Genomic DNA, 20,247 nt, shown 5'->3' with positions numbered 1-20,247 from the left:
CGGTGGAGGTGGGGCCGTCGCACGGATATCGGAACGGGGACCGTCGACGGCGGGCCGGGATGTTTCAACGAGCACGGCGGCTGCGCTCGCGTCGGTGTCTTGGCAGGCAGCAGAGGGCAGGCGGTTCGTCCGTCGTTGCCGACGGCGCGGCCGATTGCCGGGTCGACATGAAGTGCACGAGGCCCCGGCTCGTGGGTCGTACCGAGCGGCGGCCCCCGAGCCACGCCAAGCGAGTGAATCCCCATGACCTGGGAGCTGGTTCACATACTCGCCAGGCACTGCGAGAATCAAAGCACATGTGAACCGGGTACACAACTACGATCCCGGAAGTGATACCGTTCCCGTCGTTGCTTACGGTCCGGTTGCGTAGCCCCGAACAACGTGATGAACCGCCCGTAGCCGACGATGCACACCGGGGAATCACGCACCACGGAACAACGCACAACCGGGGAACACGGAGAAGGGGGAGCTCGCGGTGTCGAGTTCGACGACGGACCAGCCGGTCCTCAACGCGCTGGTGTCGGTGCGAGGCCAGAAATGGGTGGTCAGCGCGATCGAGCCCGGCGGACGACACACGCTGACGACCTTGCAGAGCGTGGAGGACGGCCGCTTCGGCGACACGCTCGAGGTGATCTGGGAGATCGAGCCCGGCCGCCGCACCCTGCCCAGCGGGGTCCTGCCCGAGGTCGCCCGGCACGGCTTCGACGAACCCGGACGACTGGCCGCCTTCCTCGACGCCGTGCGCTGGTCGGCGATCACCTCGGCGGAGGTCAAGACCCTCCAGGCGCCCTTCCGGTCCGGGGTGGCGATCGAGGACTACCAGCTGGAGCCGGTCGCCAGGGCCATCGGGGCGCCGAGGGTGAACCTGCTGCTCGCCGACGACGTCGGCCTCGGCAAGACGGTCGAGGCCGGGCTGGTCGTTCAGGAACTCCTGTTGCGACACCGAGGACACCGCGTCCTCATCGTCTGCCCGGCGGGGCTGACGCTGAAATGGCAGGACGAGATGGCCGCCAAGTTCGGTCTCGACTTCACCATCATCGACTCGGAACGCTGTGCCGAGGTCCGCCGCACCTACGGCTCCTCGGCCAACCCCTTCGAGGTCTTCCCCAAGGCGATCGTCAGCCTGCCCTGGCTGCGCACCGCCAAGGCACAGCGGCTGCTCGACGAGATCCTGCCGCCGGACGGCCCCACCTACCCGAGGACCTTCGACCTGCTGATCCTGGACGAGGCGCACCACGTCGCCCCGGCCGCGCCCAAACAGGTCTACGCCGTGGACTCGCAGCAGACAAAGCTGATCCGGCGGCTCGCCCCGCACTTCACCCACCGGCTGTTCCTGTCGGCCACCCCGCACAACGGGTATCAGGCCTCGTTCACCGCGTTGTTGGAGATCCTGGACGACCAGCGCTTCCTTCGAGGGTTCGAGCCGGACCGGGCCGCGGTGAAGGACACGGTCATCCGCAGGCTCAAGCGGCAGATCCGCAATCCCGACGGGACTCCGCGATTCCCGGAGCGGCATACCGGGGCGATCCCGGTGCACTACCCGGACGACGAGCGGGAGATTCACGCGCTGCTCGTCGAGTTCGCCACGCTGCGGAAGAAGAAGCTGGTCACTCGGCGGGGGAAGCGCGCCACCGACCTGGTGACCCTGCTGCTGAAGAAGCGGCTCTTCTCCAGCCCGTCCGCCTTCGCCCACACCGTCGGCGTCTACCTGAACACCCTGCGCTCCCGATCGGCGCCCGTCGACGTCGACCTCGACCTCGACGAGCCGGAGTGGCTGGACGACTATGAGGACTCGATCGACGCCTACGACGACGAGCAGCTCGCCCAGGCCGAGGACGACATCCTGGACCGGACTCGCCCGCTCCAGCCCGACCCGAGTACGCAGGAGACAGACCTGCTGGAGCGGATGCACCGCTGGGCGCGGGAACACGAGGCCAGCCCCGATGCCAAGGCCCGCGAGCTCGTCAACTACCTGCGGTCGGTCTGCCGTCCGGACGAGCACTGGACGAACGAGCGGGTCGTGGTGTTCACCGAGTACCGCGACACCCAGCTCTGGCTGGCGGCACTGCTGCGGCAGGAGGGCCTGGGCGATGACCGCCTGGAACTGCTGCACGGCGGGATGGCCACCGCCGACCGCGAGCGGCTGCGCGAGGCGTTCCAGAAGGCGCCCACGGAGTACCCGGTGCGCATCCTGCTGGCCACCGACGCGGCCAGCGAAGGGATCGACCTGCATCGACACTGTCACCGGCTGGTCAACTACGACATCCCGTTCAACCCGAACAAACTGGAACAGCGGATCGGGCGCATCGACCGATACGGGCAGACCGAGACCCCCGACGTCCGGCACTTCGTCGGCACCGGCTTCGGCCGGGAGGTCGACGCCTTCGAGGCGGACCTGGAGTTCCTGTCCAGGGTGGCGACCAAGGTCTCGGCGATGCAGGCCGACCTCGGGACGGTCAACGCCGTACTCGCCGACGCCGTCCAGAACAAGATGCTGGGCAGGCACGTCGTGATCGACGTCGATCACGCCGGGGAGGGCACCGCCCGAGGTCAGGAGCGACTCTCGGCGACGGAGACCGACCTCGGGGAGCAGATCGCCCGGCTGCGGTCGAACCTGGACGCCACCGTCGAGTCGATGGGCATCACTCCGGCCTCGGTGCGTCGCGTGGTGGACACCGCGCTGGAACTGTCTCGCGAGCGCCCGCTTCGGCCCGTTCGCGACGAGCTGCACCACGCCGACGGCCTGTTCGAGGTGCCGGTGCTCGGCGGGTCGTGGTCGCGCGCGACCGCCGGACTGACCGAGCGGTTCCCTAAACCGGACAGTGAACCCCGGCAGCTGCCGATCACCTTCGACCAGGCGGTGGCCAAGGGCCGCGACGACGTGGTGCTCGCCCATCTGAATCATCCGCTGGTGTCGATGTCCACCGAACTGCTGCGGGCCGCAGTGTCCAATGAGGACATCGGGCTGAGTCGGGTCACCGCCGTGGTGAGCGACGACCCCGCGATGGAGGAGGTGCTGGTCGGTGCGTACTCCCGATTCGTCCTGGTCGGCGGCGACGGTGTCCGGCTGCACGAGGAGGTGCTGTTCGCGGGCGGTTGGCTGCCCGCAGGCGGCCGGTTCCGCCGCGTCGAGAGCCTCAGCAGGCTGCGCAACCACCTGAGCACCGCGCTCGACGGCGGGCGGCGGGCCTCCGGGGTGGTGGAGGACCGACTACGGCACCGGTGGGATGCCAAGGCCCGGGACGCGCTGCTGGCCTCGGTGGACGCCCGCGCCGCAACCCGACGCGAGTCGCTGGAACGCATCCTGGGCGAACGGCGGGAGGCCGAGCAGCGTCGGATCGTCACCAACCTCGATCAGTTCGCCCACTCCCTGCGTAAGGCGCTGTCCGCCGAGGATGAACCCGAGGACGGCACCTTGTTCAGTGAAGCCGACATCAAGAGCCCCGACGAGCTGGCCCAGTATCGGCGCGACCGACAGGCGGGAGAGGACCGCCTGCAGCGGCTCACCGACGAGCGCGACCGGGAGCTCGCGCTCGTCGAACAGCGCTACCGTGACCCCCGCCCGCAGCTGTTCCCCGTCGCCGTCGTCTTCGTCGTGCCCAAGCGAGAGGCCACCCGATGAACACCCGATTCCGCGGCCCTCGCCCCGTCGACGGCGCCGCCCAGCACCGCGACTGGCTCAGCCTCGTCGAGGTCAACGGCCCCTTCCTGAGCCTGCCGGTGCTCATCGACACCTGGCCGACCCTGGACGCCCTGGACAAGACCGAGCTCCCCGTCCTGCGGCAGCGGCACACACGCTGGCAGGCCGACGGCGCGTCGGGCGCCGGGGACTGGATCGACTACGTACTGCGGGACCTGCTCGGCTGGGGCGACGCCCTGCACACCGAGGAACTCGACGCGCTGCGGATGGAGGTCGGCGAGCACGACACGACCCTGACCCCCGACTTCGTGCTCGCCGAACCCGGTGCCGAGCCGCGCGGCGAGCAGGTGCGGCTGATCGGGCTGCGATGCGCGCCCGGCCAGGTGCCGACCTCGCGGATCGCGGGCTCGCCGTGGGCCGCAACCCCGGTGGACCGGGTGGCCACGCTGTGCCGCAAGCACGGCGTCGAACTGGGCCTGGTCACCGACGGCCGCTGGTGGGCGCTGGTGTGGGCGCCGCGCGGTGGGGCCACCGGCACCGCCGTCTTCGACGCCGTGCCCTGGGCGGAGGCCGCCGAGCGCCAGGTGGTGCGGGCCTTCCGCTCGCTGCTGTGTCGACGCCGGTTCTTCGGCGTCCCCGACGGCGAGCAGCTGATCCCCCTGCTGGTGCGGAGCAAGGACAACCAGGAGGACATCACCGACCGGCTCGGCGTCCAGGTCCGCCAGGCCGTGGAACTGCTGGTGGCCGCCGTCGGCCGTGCCGAGCTGGAGGAACGCCGGACCGGGGAGGTCGAGCCGCGCTCGGCGCAGGAGGTCTATCGGGCCTCGGTGATGGTGATGATGCGGATCGTGTTCCTGCTCTTCGCCGAGGAGCGCGGCCTGCTGCCCGCCGACAACGACCTGTACATGAAGTCGTACTCGGCCGGGGGCCTGCGGGCCGAACTGGCCGAGCGGGCCAGGGACAGCGGCGAGAACGTCCTGGAGCACGGCTATGCGGCCTGGCATCGGCTGCTCGCGTTGTTCGAAGCCGTCTACTCCGGGGTGGAGCACCCCCGGCTGACGATGCACGCCCACGACGGCTCGATCTTCGACCCGGCGGGTTACGCCACCCTGCCGAGGCGCATCGACGACCGCACCGTGCTGCACATGCTCTCGGCGGTGCAGGAGGTGACGATCGGGCGCGGGCGCAAGGCCGAGACCCGGTCGGTCAGCTTCCGCTCGCTGGACGTCGAGCAGATCGGCTACGTCTACGAGGGCCTGCTGTCCTTTGAGGGCCTGCGCGCCGACGAGGTCGTCATCGGCCTGATCGGCAAGGAGGGCATGGAGGAGGAGGTCGCCCTCAGCGATCTGGAGGAGCTGGCCGCCCAGAGCGAGGACGTGTCTGCCTTGGCAGCCATGCTCGCCGAGCTGTTCAAGGCCTCCAAGATCGGTTCGGCGGCGGCGCTGGCGAAGAAGCTGGCGCCCGTGACCGGGGTGGCGCGAGAGGAACAACGCAAGCGGCTACTCGCGGTGAACGGCAAGGATCACGAACTCGCCGAGCGGCTGCTGCCTTTCGCCGAGCTGATCCGGCCCGACCTGCGGGGCCTGCCGACGGTGATCCTGCCCGGCGCGCTGTTCGTCACCGAGTCCTCGCTGCGCAAGAACACCGGCACCCACTACACCCCGCGGTTCCTCGCCGAGGAGGTCGTGGAGGGCGCGTTGCAGCCGTTGGTCTACACCCACGGGCCCTTGCAGACCGCCGACGAGAGCACCTGGCAGCCCAAGACCAGCGCGGAGCTGCTGCGCCTGCGGGTCGCCGACATCGCGATGGGCTCGGCGGCCTTCCTGGTCGCCGCCGCCCGCTACCTCGGCGACCGACTGGTGGAGGCCTGGACGCGCGAGGGCCACGAACTGGTGCGGGACTACCGCGCCGAGGACCACGTCACCGACCCGGACTCCGACCCGGTGCGCATCACGGCCCGGCGGCTGGTCATCGAGCACTGTCTCTACGGGGCGGACATCAACGAGATGGCCGTGGAGATGGCCAAGCTGTCGCTGTGGCTGGTCTCGATGGACGCCACCCGGCCGTTCACCTTCCTCGACGACCGGCTGGTGGCGGGCGATTCGCTGCTCGGCATCACCAGCCTGGACCAGCTGGAATACCTGCACCTGGACCCGGAGAAGGGCCGGGAGATCCACGAGGACGACGTCTTCGGCTGGACGGCGGGCGTGCGGGAACTGGTCGCCGAGATCGCGGCGGCCCGGCGCCGACTCACCGAGATCGAACTCGGCTCGGATCCCCTGGCCGCGCTGGCGGAGAAGCGGCGTTTACTGGCCGAGGCCGCCCGGCGGACCGAGCAGGTCCGGCTGTTCGCGGATCTGACGGTGGGTGCCGCGCTGTCGCGGGCGGGCAAGGGCGACCGGGCGGTGGCCGCCGCCTCGGTGGCAGCGGCCCAGCTGGCGGCGGGCGTCGCGGCGGGGGAGCCGGGCGCGCTCGAGAAGGCCGAGCAGCAGCGATCCGACTGGCTGGCGACGGATCAGGTTCCGGGGTCGTTCGATCGCGAGCCGATTCACTGGCCGCTGGTGTTTCCGGAGGTGTTCGAGGGGGGCGGGTTCGACGCGGTGGTGGGGAATCCGCCGTTTTTGGGTGGGAAAAAGATCAGTGGTGCGTCGGGAGGTGCATACCGCGAGTATCTGGTAGCTGATCTTGCATCGGGAAGAAAGGGAAACGCCGATCTTATCGCATATTTCTTTCTTCGCACTCACTCGATCTTGGGTGATCCTGGGCAAAGTGGCTTGATAGGCACTAATACCCTGGCTCAGGGGGAGACTCGGGAGGTGGGATTGGATCAAATTGTTGACGCAAGGTTCTCTATTCGTGCTGCGGTGACGGGGCGCCCATGGCCGTCGAAGTCGGCTGCAATTGAGTATTCTGTTGTTTGGCTGAGTCGCTCCAGTCATGCAATGAAATTTGAGAGGTGGCTAGACGGAAGAAGGGTTGATGGAATCACATCCTCTCTTGCGGTAGAGTCCCGTGGCAGTCTTCCGGCGTTCACGTTGGCGCAGAGTGCGGGTCGTTCTTTTCAGGGTTCCACTCTGCTGGGCACCGGATTCACCATGGCGCCTGCTATTGCTGCCGAGATAGTAAAGGTTGACCCGGCGAGCTCCGATGTTCTTTTCCCTTATTTGAATGGAAAGGATCTGAATTCGAGTCCGTGCGGATTGGCGAGTCGGTGGGCTGTTAATTTCCGAGACTGGTCGGAGGCGAGGGCGCAAAGCTATGAGTCCTGTTACCAATGGTTGGTTGATCATGTAAAATCTGATCGTTTGGCTTCGGGTTCTGATTACGCTGCGGTTAACTGGTGGCGCTATTGGAGGCCTAGGGGTGATTTGTATGCTGCAATTAATCAACTTGATCGAATAGTGGTCATTACTCGTGTTAGCAGTACGGTGGTGCCGGTTATTGTGTCTGCGCGCCAGGTCATTAGTGATGCAATCGTCGTCTTCGCCACCGACGACACCGCCATGCTCGCCCTGCTCAGCAGCGCCCCGCACTACTGGTGGGCCGTCGCCCGCGCCTCGTCGATGAAGGCCGATCTCCGCTACACCCCCTCCGATGTCTTCGAGACCCTCCCCCTCCCCACCCTCACGCAAGAAATGCGTGACCTCGGCGACCGTCTCGACACCTTCCGGCGCTCGGTCATGCTCGGCAGGCAGCTCGGGCTCACCAAGCTGTACAACCAGGTCTTCAGCGCCGACTACGTCGACGACGACCTGACAGAGCTGCGACGCATCCACCGGGCCATCGACGAGGCCACCGTCCGCGCGTACGGCTGGGACGACCTGCTCGATCAGCTCGACCACGGCTTCCACCCGGCGGGCAAGGACACCCGCTACACCATCGGCCCGGCCGCGCAGCGGGAGGTCCTGGATCGGTTGCTGGAGCTGAATCACGAGCGGTACGCCCAGGAAGTCGCCGAAGGGTTGCACGACAAGAAGTCGGCCAAGCAGAAGCAGACGGCCAAGGCGAAGAAGCAGGCACCGCCGCAGGAAGAGGGGCTGTTCTGATGTCCGACCAGGACGGCTTGTTCTCCGATCCGAACGGCGAGCAGCTCCGGCTGCCCGGCGGTGCGGCACAAGCGGGCGGGACCGCGAACACCCCCGACGCAGATCACCAGGCCGAATCGCCGATCCACCCGCTGGACATCCCCCAACAGTTCATCCCGGCCACCTCCTATGAGGTGCGGGACGAGCTGGAGCGGATCGTGCGGGACGACCTGCTCGGCCCGTGGGAGGGCGAGACGGAGCAGTTCCGGCCCGGCGCGGCGGGGCCCCGGGAGCGGTATCTGGTCGGGATGCTCGGCCCGACGCGCCTGCCTCGGTCGGTGGCCGCCGCCGCGAGCGAGCTGCCGGACACCGAGGCGGGCATCAACGACGGCGGTGACGGCGAGCTGCCCGAGGTGTCGACCCCCCAGAACCTCGGCCGGATCTGGGCCTCCTCGATGGGGCTGTCCTTCGCGGTGCCGCTCGACGTCGACGTCCTCGCCGTCACCGCCTCCTGGGGTGCCTACCGGCCTGCGGAGGTGGAGGCCGAGGACGGCCGGAAGCGCCGGGCCTGGACCAGGGAGCCCGCCCGACACCAACCCGAGATCCGGCTGGACGGCGGGCGCACCACCCGGCTGGTGCTGGCAGGCACCCCCGAGGCGGGGGTGCTGCTGGCCGTCGACGTCCGCGAGCGGGCCGGGCATCGGATCGTCGAACTGACGCTGATCAACGCCCAGCCGGAGCCCGCCAGCCAACGCGACACCGCCTGGCTGTTCCAGACCGCACTCGAGGTCACGGCCGCCGACGGCGCCGCCGAGGTCTTCCTGCCGATCGACGATCCGCTCGACGACCGCGAGGGCCGCGACCACGACGACGTGGAGGAACTGCACCTGCGGCTGCTCTACCGCAACGAACGCCGCTACGCCGCGGGCCGCAACGTGGCCGTGCACGCCGAGCGCCGCGAGGACAGCAGGCACGCCCATCGGCTGGCCACCACCTGGCTGCCCGTCCACGACGTGCCCGCCACCGTCGCTCCCGTCGGCGCGGGCACCCCGCTCGCCGAGGCGATGCTGGCCATGGACGCCCTCGCCGTCGCCGAGCCTGCGGAGCTGGCGGCCGGGTTGTCCCCGCTGGTCGAGGGATACGCCGCGTGGCTCGACGGTCGGGACGCCGAGGCCGCCGACCCGACGCTGGTACCCGAGTCGCTGCGGCCGATCGCCGAACATGCCCTGCACACCGCCCGCCGCGCCGCCGAGCGGCTGCGGTCAGGCATCGCGCTGCTGGCCGACTCGGCGAGCCTTGGCCATGACACCGCCCTGCGGGCCTTCCGGTTCGCCAACCGGGCCATGGCCCTCCAACGCCGCAACACCACCGCCGCCGCGCTCCGCGAGGAGCACGGGCTCTCCGCCGCGCAGGCCGCCGACGCCGTGCGCGATCGTGGTGTTGCCGCCGCATCCTGGCGGCCGTTCCAACTGGCCTTCGTGCTGCTGAATCTGCCTGCGATCACCGACCCGCTGCACCCGGAACGGGCCGCCGACGACACCGCGACTGTCGACCTGCTGTTCTTCCCCACCGGCGGCGGCAAGACCGAGGCCTATCTCGGCCTGACCGCCTACACCTTCGCGATCCGCCGCCTCCAGGGCATCCTCGGCGACGGCGACCAGGCCCGCAGCGGGGCGGGCGGCGTCGCCGTGTTGATGCGCTACACGCTCCGGCTGTTGACCGCGCAGCAGTTCCAACGCGCCGCCGCGCTGGTCTGCGCCGCCGAGGTGCTGCGGACCGAAGACGAGACCGTCTGGGGTCGGGAGCGGTTTCGCATCGGTCTCTGGGTGGGCAGCGGCGTGTCGCCGAACTGGTTCGAGGACGCCGACAAGCAGATCGGCGAGGCACGGGACAACGGCGACGGCAGACGCACCAACGTCTTGCAGACGCTGAGCTGCCCGTGGTGCGGAGCGACACTGCGACCACAACGAGATCTGCGCTCCCGGGCGGCGGATCGGCGGGTGCTGTTGTTCTGCCCGGAGGGCGAAGGGCCGGACGCCTGCCCGTTCTCCGAGCGCCGGTGCGCCGAGGGGCTGCCGATCCACACCGTGGACGAGGAGATCTACCGGTACACGCCCAGCCTGGTCATCGCCACCGTCGACAAGCTCGCGCAACTGCCCTGGCGCGGCTTCGCCGGACTGCTGTTCGGCCGCACCACCCGCTGGTGTCCCCGGCACGGCTTCCGGCACCCCGACATGGACGCCAAGACGCAGTGCGCCGATCGACACAACGCCAAGGGCCCGCTGCCCGCCGCAGCCACCACGGTCGTCGGCAGGCTTCGGCCGCCGGACCTGATCATTCAGGACGAGCTGCACCTGATCTCCGGCGCACTGGGCACCACCGTCGGCGTCTTCGAGGCGGCCGTCGACGAGCTGTGCACCTGGCAGCCCGCCCTCGATCGCGACACCGGCCCCAAGATCGTCGCCTCCACCGCCACCACCAAGCGGGCCCGCCAGCAGGTGCTGGGGGTGTTCGGTAGGCGCCTCGAGGTGTTCCCGCCCCAGGTGGTCGACGTCGCCGACACGTTCTTCTCCCGGCAGGTGCCCGTGACACCGCAGACGCCGGGCAGGCGCTACCTCGGCGTGTGCGCGCACGGCACCCGGTTCAAGTCCGCCGAGATCCGGCTGGCCGAGATCCTCCTGATCGCCGCGCAGACCCTCCTGGACCGACACGGCGAAGCCGCCGATCCGTACCTCACCCTCGTCGGCTACTTCAACGCCACCCGCGAACTCGCCGGGATGCGGCGCTACCTGGACGACGACGTCGCCACCAGGGTCAAGCGCAACGGCAGGCTCAAGGGCCTGTCCGACCGGGTGCTGCGCAACGCACGGCTGCTGACCGTTCAGGAGCTGACCTCGCGCATCTCCTCCGGCGACATCAGCGAGGTCCTTAAGCGACTGGAGCTGGGCTTCGACCCCGAGATCGACACCTCGAGCAGGCACGACGCCGTCGGCAAGGACAACAAGGCGGCGGCCAAGGCCCGCGACGCCTCCCGATCGGGCAGGAAGCCGGGACATCCGCTGGCCGAGCGGGCGGCGGAGCGGGCGCGGCAGGGGCGGATGCCGGTGGACGCGGTGCTGGCGACCTCGATGCTTCAGGTCGGCGTCGACGTCTCCCGATTCGGGCTGATGGTGATGACCGGCCAGCCGAAGAACACCGCCGAGTACATCCAGGCCTCCTCCCGAGTCGGCCGCTCCGTCGATCGCCCAGGCCTGGTCGTCACCCTCTACAACTGGTCCCGGCCCCGCGACCTGGCCCATTTCGAGGACTTCGAGCACTACCACGCGACCTTCTATCGGCAGGTGGAGGCGCTCTCGGTCACGCCGTACGCGCGTCGATCGCTGGACCGTTCCACGGCCGCGATGTACGTGGCGGCCGTCCGACACGCCGTGGACGCCCACTCCCGCAACGTCGACGCCCACGACGTCGCCCTGGGCGGCGAGGCGGTGCGTCGGATCGACGAGCGGCTGCTGCGGCGGGCGGAGGCGATCGGCGGCGAGCGCGCCCGCGACTATCTGGCCGAACGCATCCGGCGACTCAAGGACGAGTGGGCCCGGCACACCACCGGCGCGGCGCGGCTGGCCTATGAGGAGAAGAAGGACCGCACCCAGAACCTGGTCGGCCTGTTGGAACGGCCGGGCAACGGGCGGTGGACCGATCGCACCGTCGGCATGTCCATGCGCGAGACGGAGCACGAGATCAACCTGCTGCTGCCCAGGGAGGACCGGCTCTTCCGCCAGTCCTTGGAGGAGCCCGCCTGGTCTTTCGCCCCGACGCAGGCAGGCGGCGAGGACCCCGATGACCTGGACGGCGCAGACAGCGGCTCCGGCTTCGCCACGGGCGCGGAGTCCGCAGGCCGAGGCGGCGACCGATGACGGCGCCGAGGAGCAGCACCGTGTCCACTGTCGACACCGCGTCGAGCCGAGCCGATGGCGGCTCGGGTCCGGGCGTTGCTCTCCCCGACGTCGCAGGCGGGGTCGTCTCCCGCGTGCCCACGCCAAGGCAGGCCGCAGCGCCGAGCCCGCTCCGATACCCGCCCCCACTGGAGAAGGTGACCGGATGAGTCAGTCGTATCGGCCTCGGGTGGGATCGGTGCGACCGAGCCACCTGATGTTCACCAGCGGTGTCGGCTCACTGGTCGACCTGCCCAACTTCTCCGTGCTCGTCAGCGGCCTCGACGACTGGGACCACCGGCAGGTGGTCGCCGACGACATCACCGAGCCTCGGCTGCTGCGGGCCGTCTCGACACTGTTGCGCGGGGTGGAGCGGCTGCGGCCTGCGCCGTGGCTGGCGGAGGACAACAGCGACCCCGGTGGGTTCGCCTCCACGGTCGGCGTACCCACCGCACCGTTTCCCAGCTGGCTGCGCTGCACCGCCTGTGACGAGCTTGCGTCGATCCACGGCGGCTCCGCCTTCGGCTTCGAGAACAACGCGGTCCGCAGGCCCCAGGACGCCCGGTTCTTCCACCGGGACTGCGGTGTCAAGAAGTCGGGCCGCAAACCGCTCGCGGTGGCCGCCCGCTTCGTGTTGTCCTGCACCAACGGTCACCTCGACGAGTTTCCGTACACGCTCTTCGTCCATCGCGGCGGACCGTGCCCCAAGGCCACCCATCCCCGACTTCAGATGCAGGATCGCGGCGGTAACCTCGGGGCGGACGTGCAGATCATCTGCCAGGTGTGTCGGGCTCGTCGCAACATCCGGGAGGCACAGGGCGAGCGGGGCGAACAGCTCCTGCCCGCCTGCCGGGGGCGGAACCCGCATCTGGGGACCTTCACCGCAGGCTGCGATCGACGGCACAAGCTGCTGGTGGTCGGCGCCTCCAATCAGTGGTTCGCCCAGACCCTCTCGGCGCTCCACATCCCGCCCGGCGCGGCCCGAGGCGAGCTGGACGAGAAGGTCGATCGGAACTGGGTCGTCCTGGAGAAGATCCCCGGCAAGGCGATGCTGGGTTTCACCCGCGAGGTCGCGCCGTCGCTCGCCGAGTTCGTGAGCTACTCCGACGACGTCCTCTGGGCCGCGATCGAACGGCACCGGACCGCTGAGACCGAGGTGGACGACGACGACGGCTACCCCGATCTCCGCACCCCGGAGTGGGAGGCGTTCTCGGCCGTCGAACTCCCCGAACCGAGTACCGACTTCACCCTGCGCCGCGACCCGGCGGGCGTGCCGCAGGCCCTGCGCGGCTGCTATTCCGACGTGGTGCAGGCGGAGCGGCTGCGCGAGGTGCGGGCGCTGATCGGCTTCACCAGACTCGACGCGCCCGATCCGGACGATCCAGATCTGGTCACCAGGGCTGCGCTGTCCCGCTCCGACCCCACCTGGGTGCCCGCCAGCGAGGTGCGCGGGGAGGGGATCTTCCTGCGGGTTCCCGAGGAGGCGCTCGTCGACTGGGAACGGCGGGTCGCCGGCTCGGCGGCGGTCGCCGAGCATCGCGAGGCCTACGGCCGGTTCCGGGAGAACCGTTACTCGGATCGGATCGCGGGACCGTTCGACCGGATGCAGAACTGGCCCGGCGTGCGATACCTCGCCCTGCACACGCTGTCGCACCTGCTGATCCGCACGATCGCGCTGGAATGCGGGTACAACTCGGCGAGCCTGTCGGAACGGATCTACGCCAGTTCGGGGGGTGACGACCCGCGTGCGGGCATCCTGATCTACACCGCCGTCCCCGACGCCGAGGGCACCCTCGGCGGGCTGTCCGCACTGGCCGAGCCGGATCAGCTCGTCCGGCTGACCCGGCGGGCGCTGGCCGAGGCCGTGCACTGCTCCTCCGATCCGTTGTGCGCGGAGCGGCTGCCGCACGCCCCGGCCGACTTCCTGCACGGCGCCGCCTGCCACGTCTGCCTGTTCGTCTCCGAGACGACGTGTGAGCGGGGCAATCGATTCCTCGACCGCCGCTTCGTCGTGCCGATCGACGATCCGAGGCTCGCGCTGTTCACCGAGCTGCCGTGACCGCCGAACGCTTCGAACGCGCCGTGGCCGCCGCCGCGAGCGAACTCGGCGCGGTCCGGCTGCGGTCGCTGGCGGCCGGAATTCGCGAGGGCGGCCCCCGGGCGGCGTTGCCGGGGCTCGTCCCGGTGCCGGGTTTCGCCGAGGCGGCCCGCGCGGTGCTGGCCGCGCAGACCGCCGACGCGGTGCCGGACGTCGAGGCCGCCGCCTATCTGCGTGGCGTGGCGGCAGGCTGTGTGCAGCAGGCTGATCTGATGCGAGTCGAGTCGGTGTGGAGCGGGCCCACCACGCACTCCGTCCCGGTCCGGGCCACCGCGCAGGCTCTCGTCGAGGTGATCGACGAGGCGGAGGCCGAACTCGTGCTGGTCACCTACTCGGCCAAGGCCTATCCGCCCGCGATCGCCGCGTTGACCGCAGCCGCCGGGCGCGGGGTGCGGATCGCCGTCGTCGTCGAGACTCTGCGGGGGGCGGGCGGCGCCCTCGGCGGGGACGAGCCTGCGGCGGCCTTCGCCGCCGTGCCCACCGCGCGACTCTGGCACTGGCCGAGCGGCCTGCGACCAGATCGACGGGCGAAGATGCACGCCAAGATCGTCATCGCCGATCGGCGGATACTGCTGCTCTCCAGTGCCAACCTCACCCACTCCGGGGCGGCCGGGAACATCGAAGCAGGTTTAGTCGTCCGGGGTGGCACCCCGCCGAGAAGGGCCGCAGAGCACATCGCCGAGTTGCAGGCCAACGGGGTCTTGACCCGGTTGGAGACCGGAGTGAGCACATGACCGAGGACATCTCGCCCAGGCGCCGACATCCGGCGGGAGACTCGTCGGAACCCGCTGTCGGGCCCGGCGATGCGGGGGCCCCGCCGCCGGAGGCCGCCACCGTCGCCGCAGGCGACATCGCCCGGCTGGCAGGGGTGGGCAAGGCTGCGGTGAGCAACTGGCGACGGCGGTTCGACGACTTCCCCGATGCCGTCGGCGGCAGCGCGGCGAGCCCGTTGTACGCGCTGGCCGACGTCGAGAACTGGTTGAGACGACACGGGAAGAACTTCGAGGTCCCGTTGCGGGAACAGCTCTGGCCTCGGGTGCGCGGCGCCGCCGACGATCTTCGGCTCGGGGCGTTCGTGGCCTCGCTCGGTGCCTTCCTGGTTTTTCACCAACGAGCCGGTCACACCTGGCGACCGACGGACGAAGTCGGTCTGCTCGACGCGGTGTTGGCCGATGCACCCGAGCTGTCGGAGACGGTGCGAGCGCTCTGGCAGGGACCGCAGGAGGACGTGCTGCGGACTCTCGTCGAACTGGTCGAGAGCGAAGGCCATGTCGCTGCCTTCGACTTCCTCTACGAACGACATCGCGACGCGCACGCCCGCCGTGCCGTCTACACCAGTCCCGAACTGGCAGAGCTGATGGTCCGAGTGGCAGGAATCGACGGCGGCACCGTGCTGGACCCCTCCTGCGGAACCGGCACCCTGTTGCTCACCGCGTATGACTGCGGGGCGAGTGAGATTCTCGGTCAGGAGCCGGACGACGTCGTGGCGACGCTCGCTCGCATCCGGCTTCTGCTGCGGGGCGCGGCACCAGACATCGTCGTCGGCGACGCACTTCGCGCCGACGCCCACGGTGACCGACGGGCGGACGCGGTGGTCGTCAACCCGCCGTTCAACGAACGCAGCTGGGGATACGACGAACTCGTCGGCGATCTGCGCTGGGAGTACGGTCAACCTCCCCGAGGTGAGTCGGAGCTCGCCTGGGTGCAGCACTGCCTCGCACACGTCGATTCAGCCGGGATCGTGGTCGCCGCCATGCCGGGCGCGGTGGCGGATCGTCGATCGGGCAGGCGGATTCGAGGAAACCTGCTTCGCGCCGGAGTGCTCCGCGCGGTGATCAGCTCTGCCGAACTCGGAATGTCGGCCGACGGAACTGCCACGGAACCGGACCTGTGGGTGTTCCGGAAGGGGACGGAGTCGACCACGCCGTCCCATGTGCTGATGGTCGGCCGGTCCCAGGACGCGGAACAGGCCTGGCAGGCCTTCGCCGAAGATCCGGCGGCGGATCTGCCGGAGTCCTGTCGGGCCGTCCGGATCATCGACCTGCTCGACGACGTGGTGGATCTGACCCCGACCCGGTGGCTGCCCGTCGAACCGGACACCGCCGTCGCCGCGAGCTTCACTCCGGTGGTCGCAGAGTTGCGCGCCGCCCTCGGCCGACTCACCGATGCTCTTCCCGATCTCGACGTCCACTCGGATACCGCGGAGCGCGCGATGACCACGGTCGGCGAGCTCGTGAGATCGGGGCTGATCACGATGTTCCAAGCCCCGACGAGAATGCCGACCGACACAGGCAGCCTGCCCGTCCTGACTCTCGACGACCTCAACAGGGGGACGGTACCGTCGGGGCACTGCGAACAGACGGGCGACACCGTCCTCATCCAGCCCGGCGACGTGATCGTCCCGATGATCCCCAGGGAACCGCTCGTTCGGCTGGCAGTCGAGGCCGGAGCCGCTCTCGGCCCGCGACTACTGCTGTTCCGGGCGAATCAGGATCGAATCGTTCCGGGTTTTCTCGCTGCCCACCTGCGGTTCGCTGCTAACACCGTAGGAGGCCGGGCCGGGACGACGGGAAGCAGGCCGGAGGTCCGGCGCACGCCGATTCCCCGGATATCGTTGCAGGAACAGCAACAGTATGGAAAAGCATTCGATCGGATGACGGCATTCGAGGATGCCTTGCGTCAGACTGCAAGGCTGGGCGAGTCATTGGTGCGACGGGGGTTCACCGGACTTGCCGACGGCACTCTCCGGTCCGCCCGGTGAGGCTCACGGACGACAGGAACAGGGGAGGCCGTGGCAGGGCGGCGAGTGATCGGCGACGGCCGATATGTGCTGGACCGGCACCCGATAGGCAAAGGGGGCATGGGGGAGGTCTATTTCGGGCGTGACACTCGACTGGAACGGGACGTCGCGGTCAAGTTCATCCGGTTCCCCGATGGGGAGCCGGACGAGGAGCTGATCCGGCGGTTCACCCGCGAGTCGCGGATGGCGGCTCGGCTAGAGCATCCGGGCGTCCCCGCCGTCTACGACGTGGGTACGGACGGTGCGCGTCCGTACCTGGTCATGCAGCGCATGCGCGGCGTGACGGTGGCCGACCTGATCGTCGAACACGAGCCGCTTCCCATCGGCTGGGCCGCCGCCGTCGCAGCGCAGACCTGTGCGGTGTTGTCGGCCGCGCACCAGACCTCCTTGGTGCACCGCGATCTCAAGCCCGGCAATCTCATGCTCACCCCGGACGGGACCGTCCTGGTGCTCGACTTCGGACTCGCGGTGGCGATGGACCTTCCCGAGCAGTCCAGGATCACTCGCACGGGCCAGCCGTTGGGCACCCCGGCGTACATGGCTCCCGAGCAGGTGCAGGACAACAAGAGCAGCCCGCGCAGCGATCTGTACTCCTTAGGCTGCACGCTGCACGAAATGCTCACCGGGCGGCAGGTCTTCGCGGGCGGCTCCAACTTCAGCGTGATGGAGCGACACCTGCGTGAGGAACCCATGCCCACCGGGGAACTCCGTGCCGATGTTCCCCCGGAACTCGATCAGCTGGTGCGTCATCTACTGGCCAAGTCTCCCGCGGATCGGCCGCCGGATGCCGAGGCGGTCTTCGGTCGGCTCCTGCCGTTCGTCACCGATCTCACCGAGCTCCCCGGCATGGTGAATCCCCCGGTCCTGCCCAACCACGTCCGAATGTACGCCAGGGTTCTCAGCCGGGTCTTTCCGCCGAAGGAGTCGTCAGATTCCACTTCGGTGCACCGCGCCGAGAAGCAGGAGGACGCGTCAACGGCGTCGCCGGTCCGAAAAACCGATGTCGGGCGGGCGATGCGGGCGTCGGAGGTGTCGGACCCCTCGGGCACGGGCGGCCGGGACACGTCGGGTGCCTACCCGCGCTCCTGGATCGAGACCCCTGATCTTGCGGGGGATACCTCGTGGGGCTCGACGGAGAGCGACCCGCCGCGACCGGAGCGCCCGACGCCGGTTGTCGAATCGAGAGAGAATCTCGACGACAAGCTGGCCGCCGTCACCGAGTTGTTCGCGAGCAGCGACTATCGGGGAGCCGCTCCCGGATACCGCGAGCTGGCGGAGCAGTTCGATCGGGTGGGCGGCAGGCTCGACGACGCCCTGGAGTGTCTGCGTCGCGAGGCGGTCTGCCTCGGCCTCGTCGGCGAGTTGGACGCCGCGATGCATCGCCTGACGGAACTGCTCGTCCGAGAGAGAGCCGAACTCCAGCCGGACGACCCCCGGCCGCTGGATCTCCGCCGACAGCTCGGACTCCTCCAGCGCGGCGCGGGCCGGGAGGAGGCGGCACGGGCCACCTTCCGAACACTGCTCTCCGACCTCGTCCGTATTCACGGGGCGGGTCACCCCGAGGTCGCGCGGGCCCGCAGGCTGCTGATGCCGCAGCCGGACGCCGACGACACCACCTCACGAAGGGACTCTTGATGGCACGGCTGGCCATCCACGCCGACTTCATGCAGGAATACGCCCGGTTGGAACGCTCGGTGCAGACCAAGGTGATCGAGGTCCTCGATCGGTTCCGGCAGGCGACGCACACCGGCAGGCATCTGGAGCGGGTGGGCAACGCTCGGGATCGTCGAATGCACACCATCAGGATCGACCTGTTCTGGCGCGGTGTGGTGCTCGCTCCGGAACGGGGTGACCTCTACACGTTGCTCCGGGTGCTCCCGCACGATGACGCGTACACGTGGGCCGTCCGGCACCGGGCGAGCGTCAACTCGGCGACCGGTTCGATCGAGCTGCGCGACGTCGCTGCCATCGACGCCACCTATCCCGAGTTGAGCAGGATGGCGGAGCGCCGTCCCGAGCGGCTCTTTGCCCAGGTCAACGACGCGGATCTCGGCAGGCTCGGCATCGACGACCAGACACTGGCCTTCGCCAGGACCCTCACCGACGTGCTGACTCTGGAGGCCTCGAAGGCCTTCCTGCCCGAGCGGCAGTGGGAGGTCCTCTACGGACTGGCCGCCGGGATGACGGTGGAGAGCGTCTGGACCGAACTCGGCGCCGTCGCGACGGCGGAGCCTTACGACACCGACGATGTCGTGGCTGCCGTGGAACGCGGCGGGGACCGGCTGGTCCTCGTCAACGGCCCCGATGAACTGATGAAGGTCTTCCAGGAGTCGCTCGCGCACTGGCGGATCTACCTGCACCCCACGCAGCATCGGATGGCCTACGGCTCCTTCAGCGGATCGGCGCGGGTGACCGGCGGCCCTGGCACCGGCAAGACCGTCGTCGCCCTGCACCGCGCTCACCACCTGGCCGCAGGCGGCGTCGGGCGCGTGCTGGTCACCACCTTCACCTCGACGCTGACCGACTCGCTTCAGGAGGGACTTCGGCAGCTGCCGGATCTGGGACCGCGCGAGAGTCACGTCGACGTGCAGACCATCGACAGCCTGGCCCATCGGATCTTCGCCGAGACCCATGGCAGGCCGACGATGATCGACGCGCAGGAGCAGCAGAACCTGTGGCGAGACGTGATCACCACGCTGTCGTTGCCGTTCTCCGAGGCCTTCCTCGCCGAGGAGTGGCGACAGGTCGTCCTGGGCCAACAGGTGCTCGACGCGCAGGGCTACCTCCGCGCCAAGCGAGACGGCAGGGGGCGCAAGCTGGGGAACATCCAGAAGGCGCTGGTCTGGCAGGCGATGCACGAGTTCACCGAGGAGCTCCGCCGCCGCCGGGTGCACACCTACGAGACGGTGTGCGCGGCGGCGGCCGCGATCCTCGCCGGGCGCGCCGACAAGCCCTACCGTCACGTGATCGTCGACGAGGCCCAAGACCTGAACCCGATGCAGTGGCGACTGCTGCGCGCGGCGGTGCCGGTCGCCTCGAACGACCTGTTCATCGCCGGTGACACCCATCAGCGGATCTATCAACACCGGGTCACCCTGCGCGAGCTCGGCGTGCAGATCACGGGACGCTCCACGCGGCTGACGGTGAACTACCGGACGACTGCCGAGATCCTCGCCTGGAGCCTGGGGATGCTGCGTGGCGAGCGCATCGACGACATGGACGACGGCCTGGAGACGATCGCAGGCTATCGCTCGCAGGTGCACGGCGCTATGCCGGTTCTCGCGGGCCACTCCTCTCGCACCGTCGAGCTGGCCGAGCTCTGCTCGGTCATCGAGGAGTGGCACGCGGCGGGTGTGAAACCCGAGGAGATCGGCATCGCCACCAGGTCGAAGCTTGCAGGCGAGGGCGTTCGTGACTCGCTCGCGACGGCGGGCGTCCCGGTCCGACTGCTCGACAGGAAGACACCGCCCGCCCCGGACGCGGTCTCCGTGGGAACGATGCACCGGATGAAGGGCCTGGAGTTTCGCTGCGTCGCGGTCGTCGGCGTTCGTGATCAACAGATGCCTCTCCAGCCCGCCGTCACTCCCGAGTCCGAAGACGAGGTCGCGCACCGGCATGACCTTCAGCGCGAACGATGCCTGTTGTTCGTGGCCTGTACCCGAGCACGCGAACAGCTTTACGTCTCCTGGACCGGGACACCCAGCCGATTCCTGACCGCAGTGCAGTGATGATGACTCGCAGAAAGAGGTCGT

The 20,247-nt window shown here is 69.3% G+C and carries 9 protein-coding genes; all 9 read left to right on the top strand.

The annotated features are described in order from the left end of the window. The first annotated feature begins 475 nt into the window (after positions 1 to 475). From drmD to UA75_RS21075, 9 genes are read left to right on the top strand one after another with little or no spacing between them, the layout of a single operon-like run. Positions 476 to 3,622: a DISARM system SNF2-like helicase DrmD gene (drmD, locus tag UA75_RS21110; protein ID WP_075741739.1), complete on the top strand. Its 3,147-nt coding sequence runs from the start codon at positions 476 to 478 to the stop codon at positions 3,620 to 3,622. Beyond that, positions 3,619 to 7,686 carry an Eco57I restriction-modification methylase domain-containing protein gene (locus UA75_RS21105; protein ID WP_075741738.1) on the top strand — a complete coding sequence of 1,356 codons (4,068 nt, stop codon included), beginning with the start codon at positions 3,619 to 3,621 and terminating at the stop codon, positions 7,684 to 7,686. Before drmD ends, UA75_RS21105 begins: the two co-directional genes overlap by 4 nt. Continuing rightward, a complete protein-coding gene (drmA, locus tag UA75_RS21100; protein WP_075741737.1) occupies positions 7,686 to 11,579 on the top strand; it encodes a DISARM system helicase DrmA in 3,894 nt (1,297 codons plus the stop codon). The genes UA75_RS21105 and drmA overlap by 1 nt, the downstream gene beginning before the upstream one ends. Positions 11,580 to 11,599: 20 nt before the next feature. Beyond that, positions 11,600 to 11,767, top strand: a complete 168-nt coding sequence (locus tag UA75_RS33280; RefSeq protein ID WP_157434338.1) for a hypothetical protein — start codon at positions 11,600 to 11,602, stop codon at positions 11,765 to 11,767. Then, positions 11,764 to 13,656, top strand: a complete 1,893-nt coding sequence (gene drmB, locus UA75_RS21095; RefSeq protein ID WP_075741736.1) for a DUF1998 domain-containing protein — start codon at positions 11,764 to 11,766, stop codon at positions 13,654 to 13,656. The genes UA75_RS33280 and drmB overlap by 4 nt, the downstream gene beginning before the upstream one ends. Then, the gene (drmC, locus tag UA75_RS21090; RefSeq protein WP_075741735.1) at positions 13,653 to 14,429 is read left to right on the top strand and encodes a DISARM system phospholipase D-like protein DrmC; all 777 of its coding nucleotides are present in this window, start codon (positions 13,653 to 13,655) and stop codon (positions 14,427 to 14,429) included. Before drmB ends, drmC begins: the two co-directional genes overlap by 4 nt. After that, positions 14,426 to 16,456: an N-6 DNA methylase gene (locus UA75_RS21085; RefSeq protein WP_083690835.1), complete on the top strand. Its 2,031-nt coding sequence runs from the start codon at positions 14,426 to 14,428 to the stop codon at positions 16,454 to 16,456. The genes drmC and UA75_RS21085 overlap by 4 nt, the downstream gene beginning before the upstream one ends. Positions 16,457 to 16,486: 30 nt before the next feature. After that, complete coding sequence (locus tag UA75_RS21080) at positions 16,487 to 18,130, top strand: serine/threonine-protein kinase (RefSeq protein ID WP_318533338.1); 1,644 nt, start codon at positions 16,487 to 16,489, stop codon at positions 18,128 to 18,130. Next, a complete protein-coding gene (locus UA75_RS21075) occupies positions 18,130 to 20,223 on the top strand; it encodes a UvrD-helicase domain-containing protein (protein WP_075741734.1) in 2,094 nt (697 codons plus the stop codon). Before UA75_RS21080 ends, UA75_RS21075 begins: the two co-directional genes overlap by 1 nt. Positions 20,224 to 20,247 lie beyond the last annotated feature (24 nt).

Origin of the sequence: Actinoalloteichus sp. GBA129-24 (assembly GCF_001941645.1) — a bacterium.
Lineage (GTDB): Bacteria > Actinomycetota > Actinomycetes > Mycobacteriales > Pseudonocardiaceae > Actinoalloteichus_A > Actinoalloteichus_A fjordicus.
The sequence above is the reverse complement of the archived record's forward strand: the minus strand, read 5'-3'. Positions and strand labels throughout refer to the sequence as shown.

Coding starts and splice junctions, on each gene's coding strand:
- UA75_RS21105 (WP_075741738.1), top strand. CDS start 3,619: ATGAACACCCGATTCCGCGGCCCTCGCCCCGTCGACGGCGCCGCCCAG.
- drmA (WP_075741737.1), top strand. CDS start 7,686: ATGTCCGACCAGGACGGCTTGTTCTCCGATCCGAACGGCGAGCAGCTC.
- drmB (WP_075741736.1), top strand. CDS start 11,764: ATGAGTCAGTCGTATCGGCCTCGGGTGGGATCGGTGCGACCGAGCCAC.
- UA75_RS21085 (WP_083690835.1), top strand. CDS start 14,426: ATGACCGAGGACATCTCGCCCAGGCGCCGACATCCGGCGGGAGACTCG.
- UA75_RS21075 (WP_075741734.1), top strand. CDS start 18,130: ATGGCACGGCTGGCCATCCACGCCGACTTCATGCAGGAATACGCCCGG.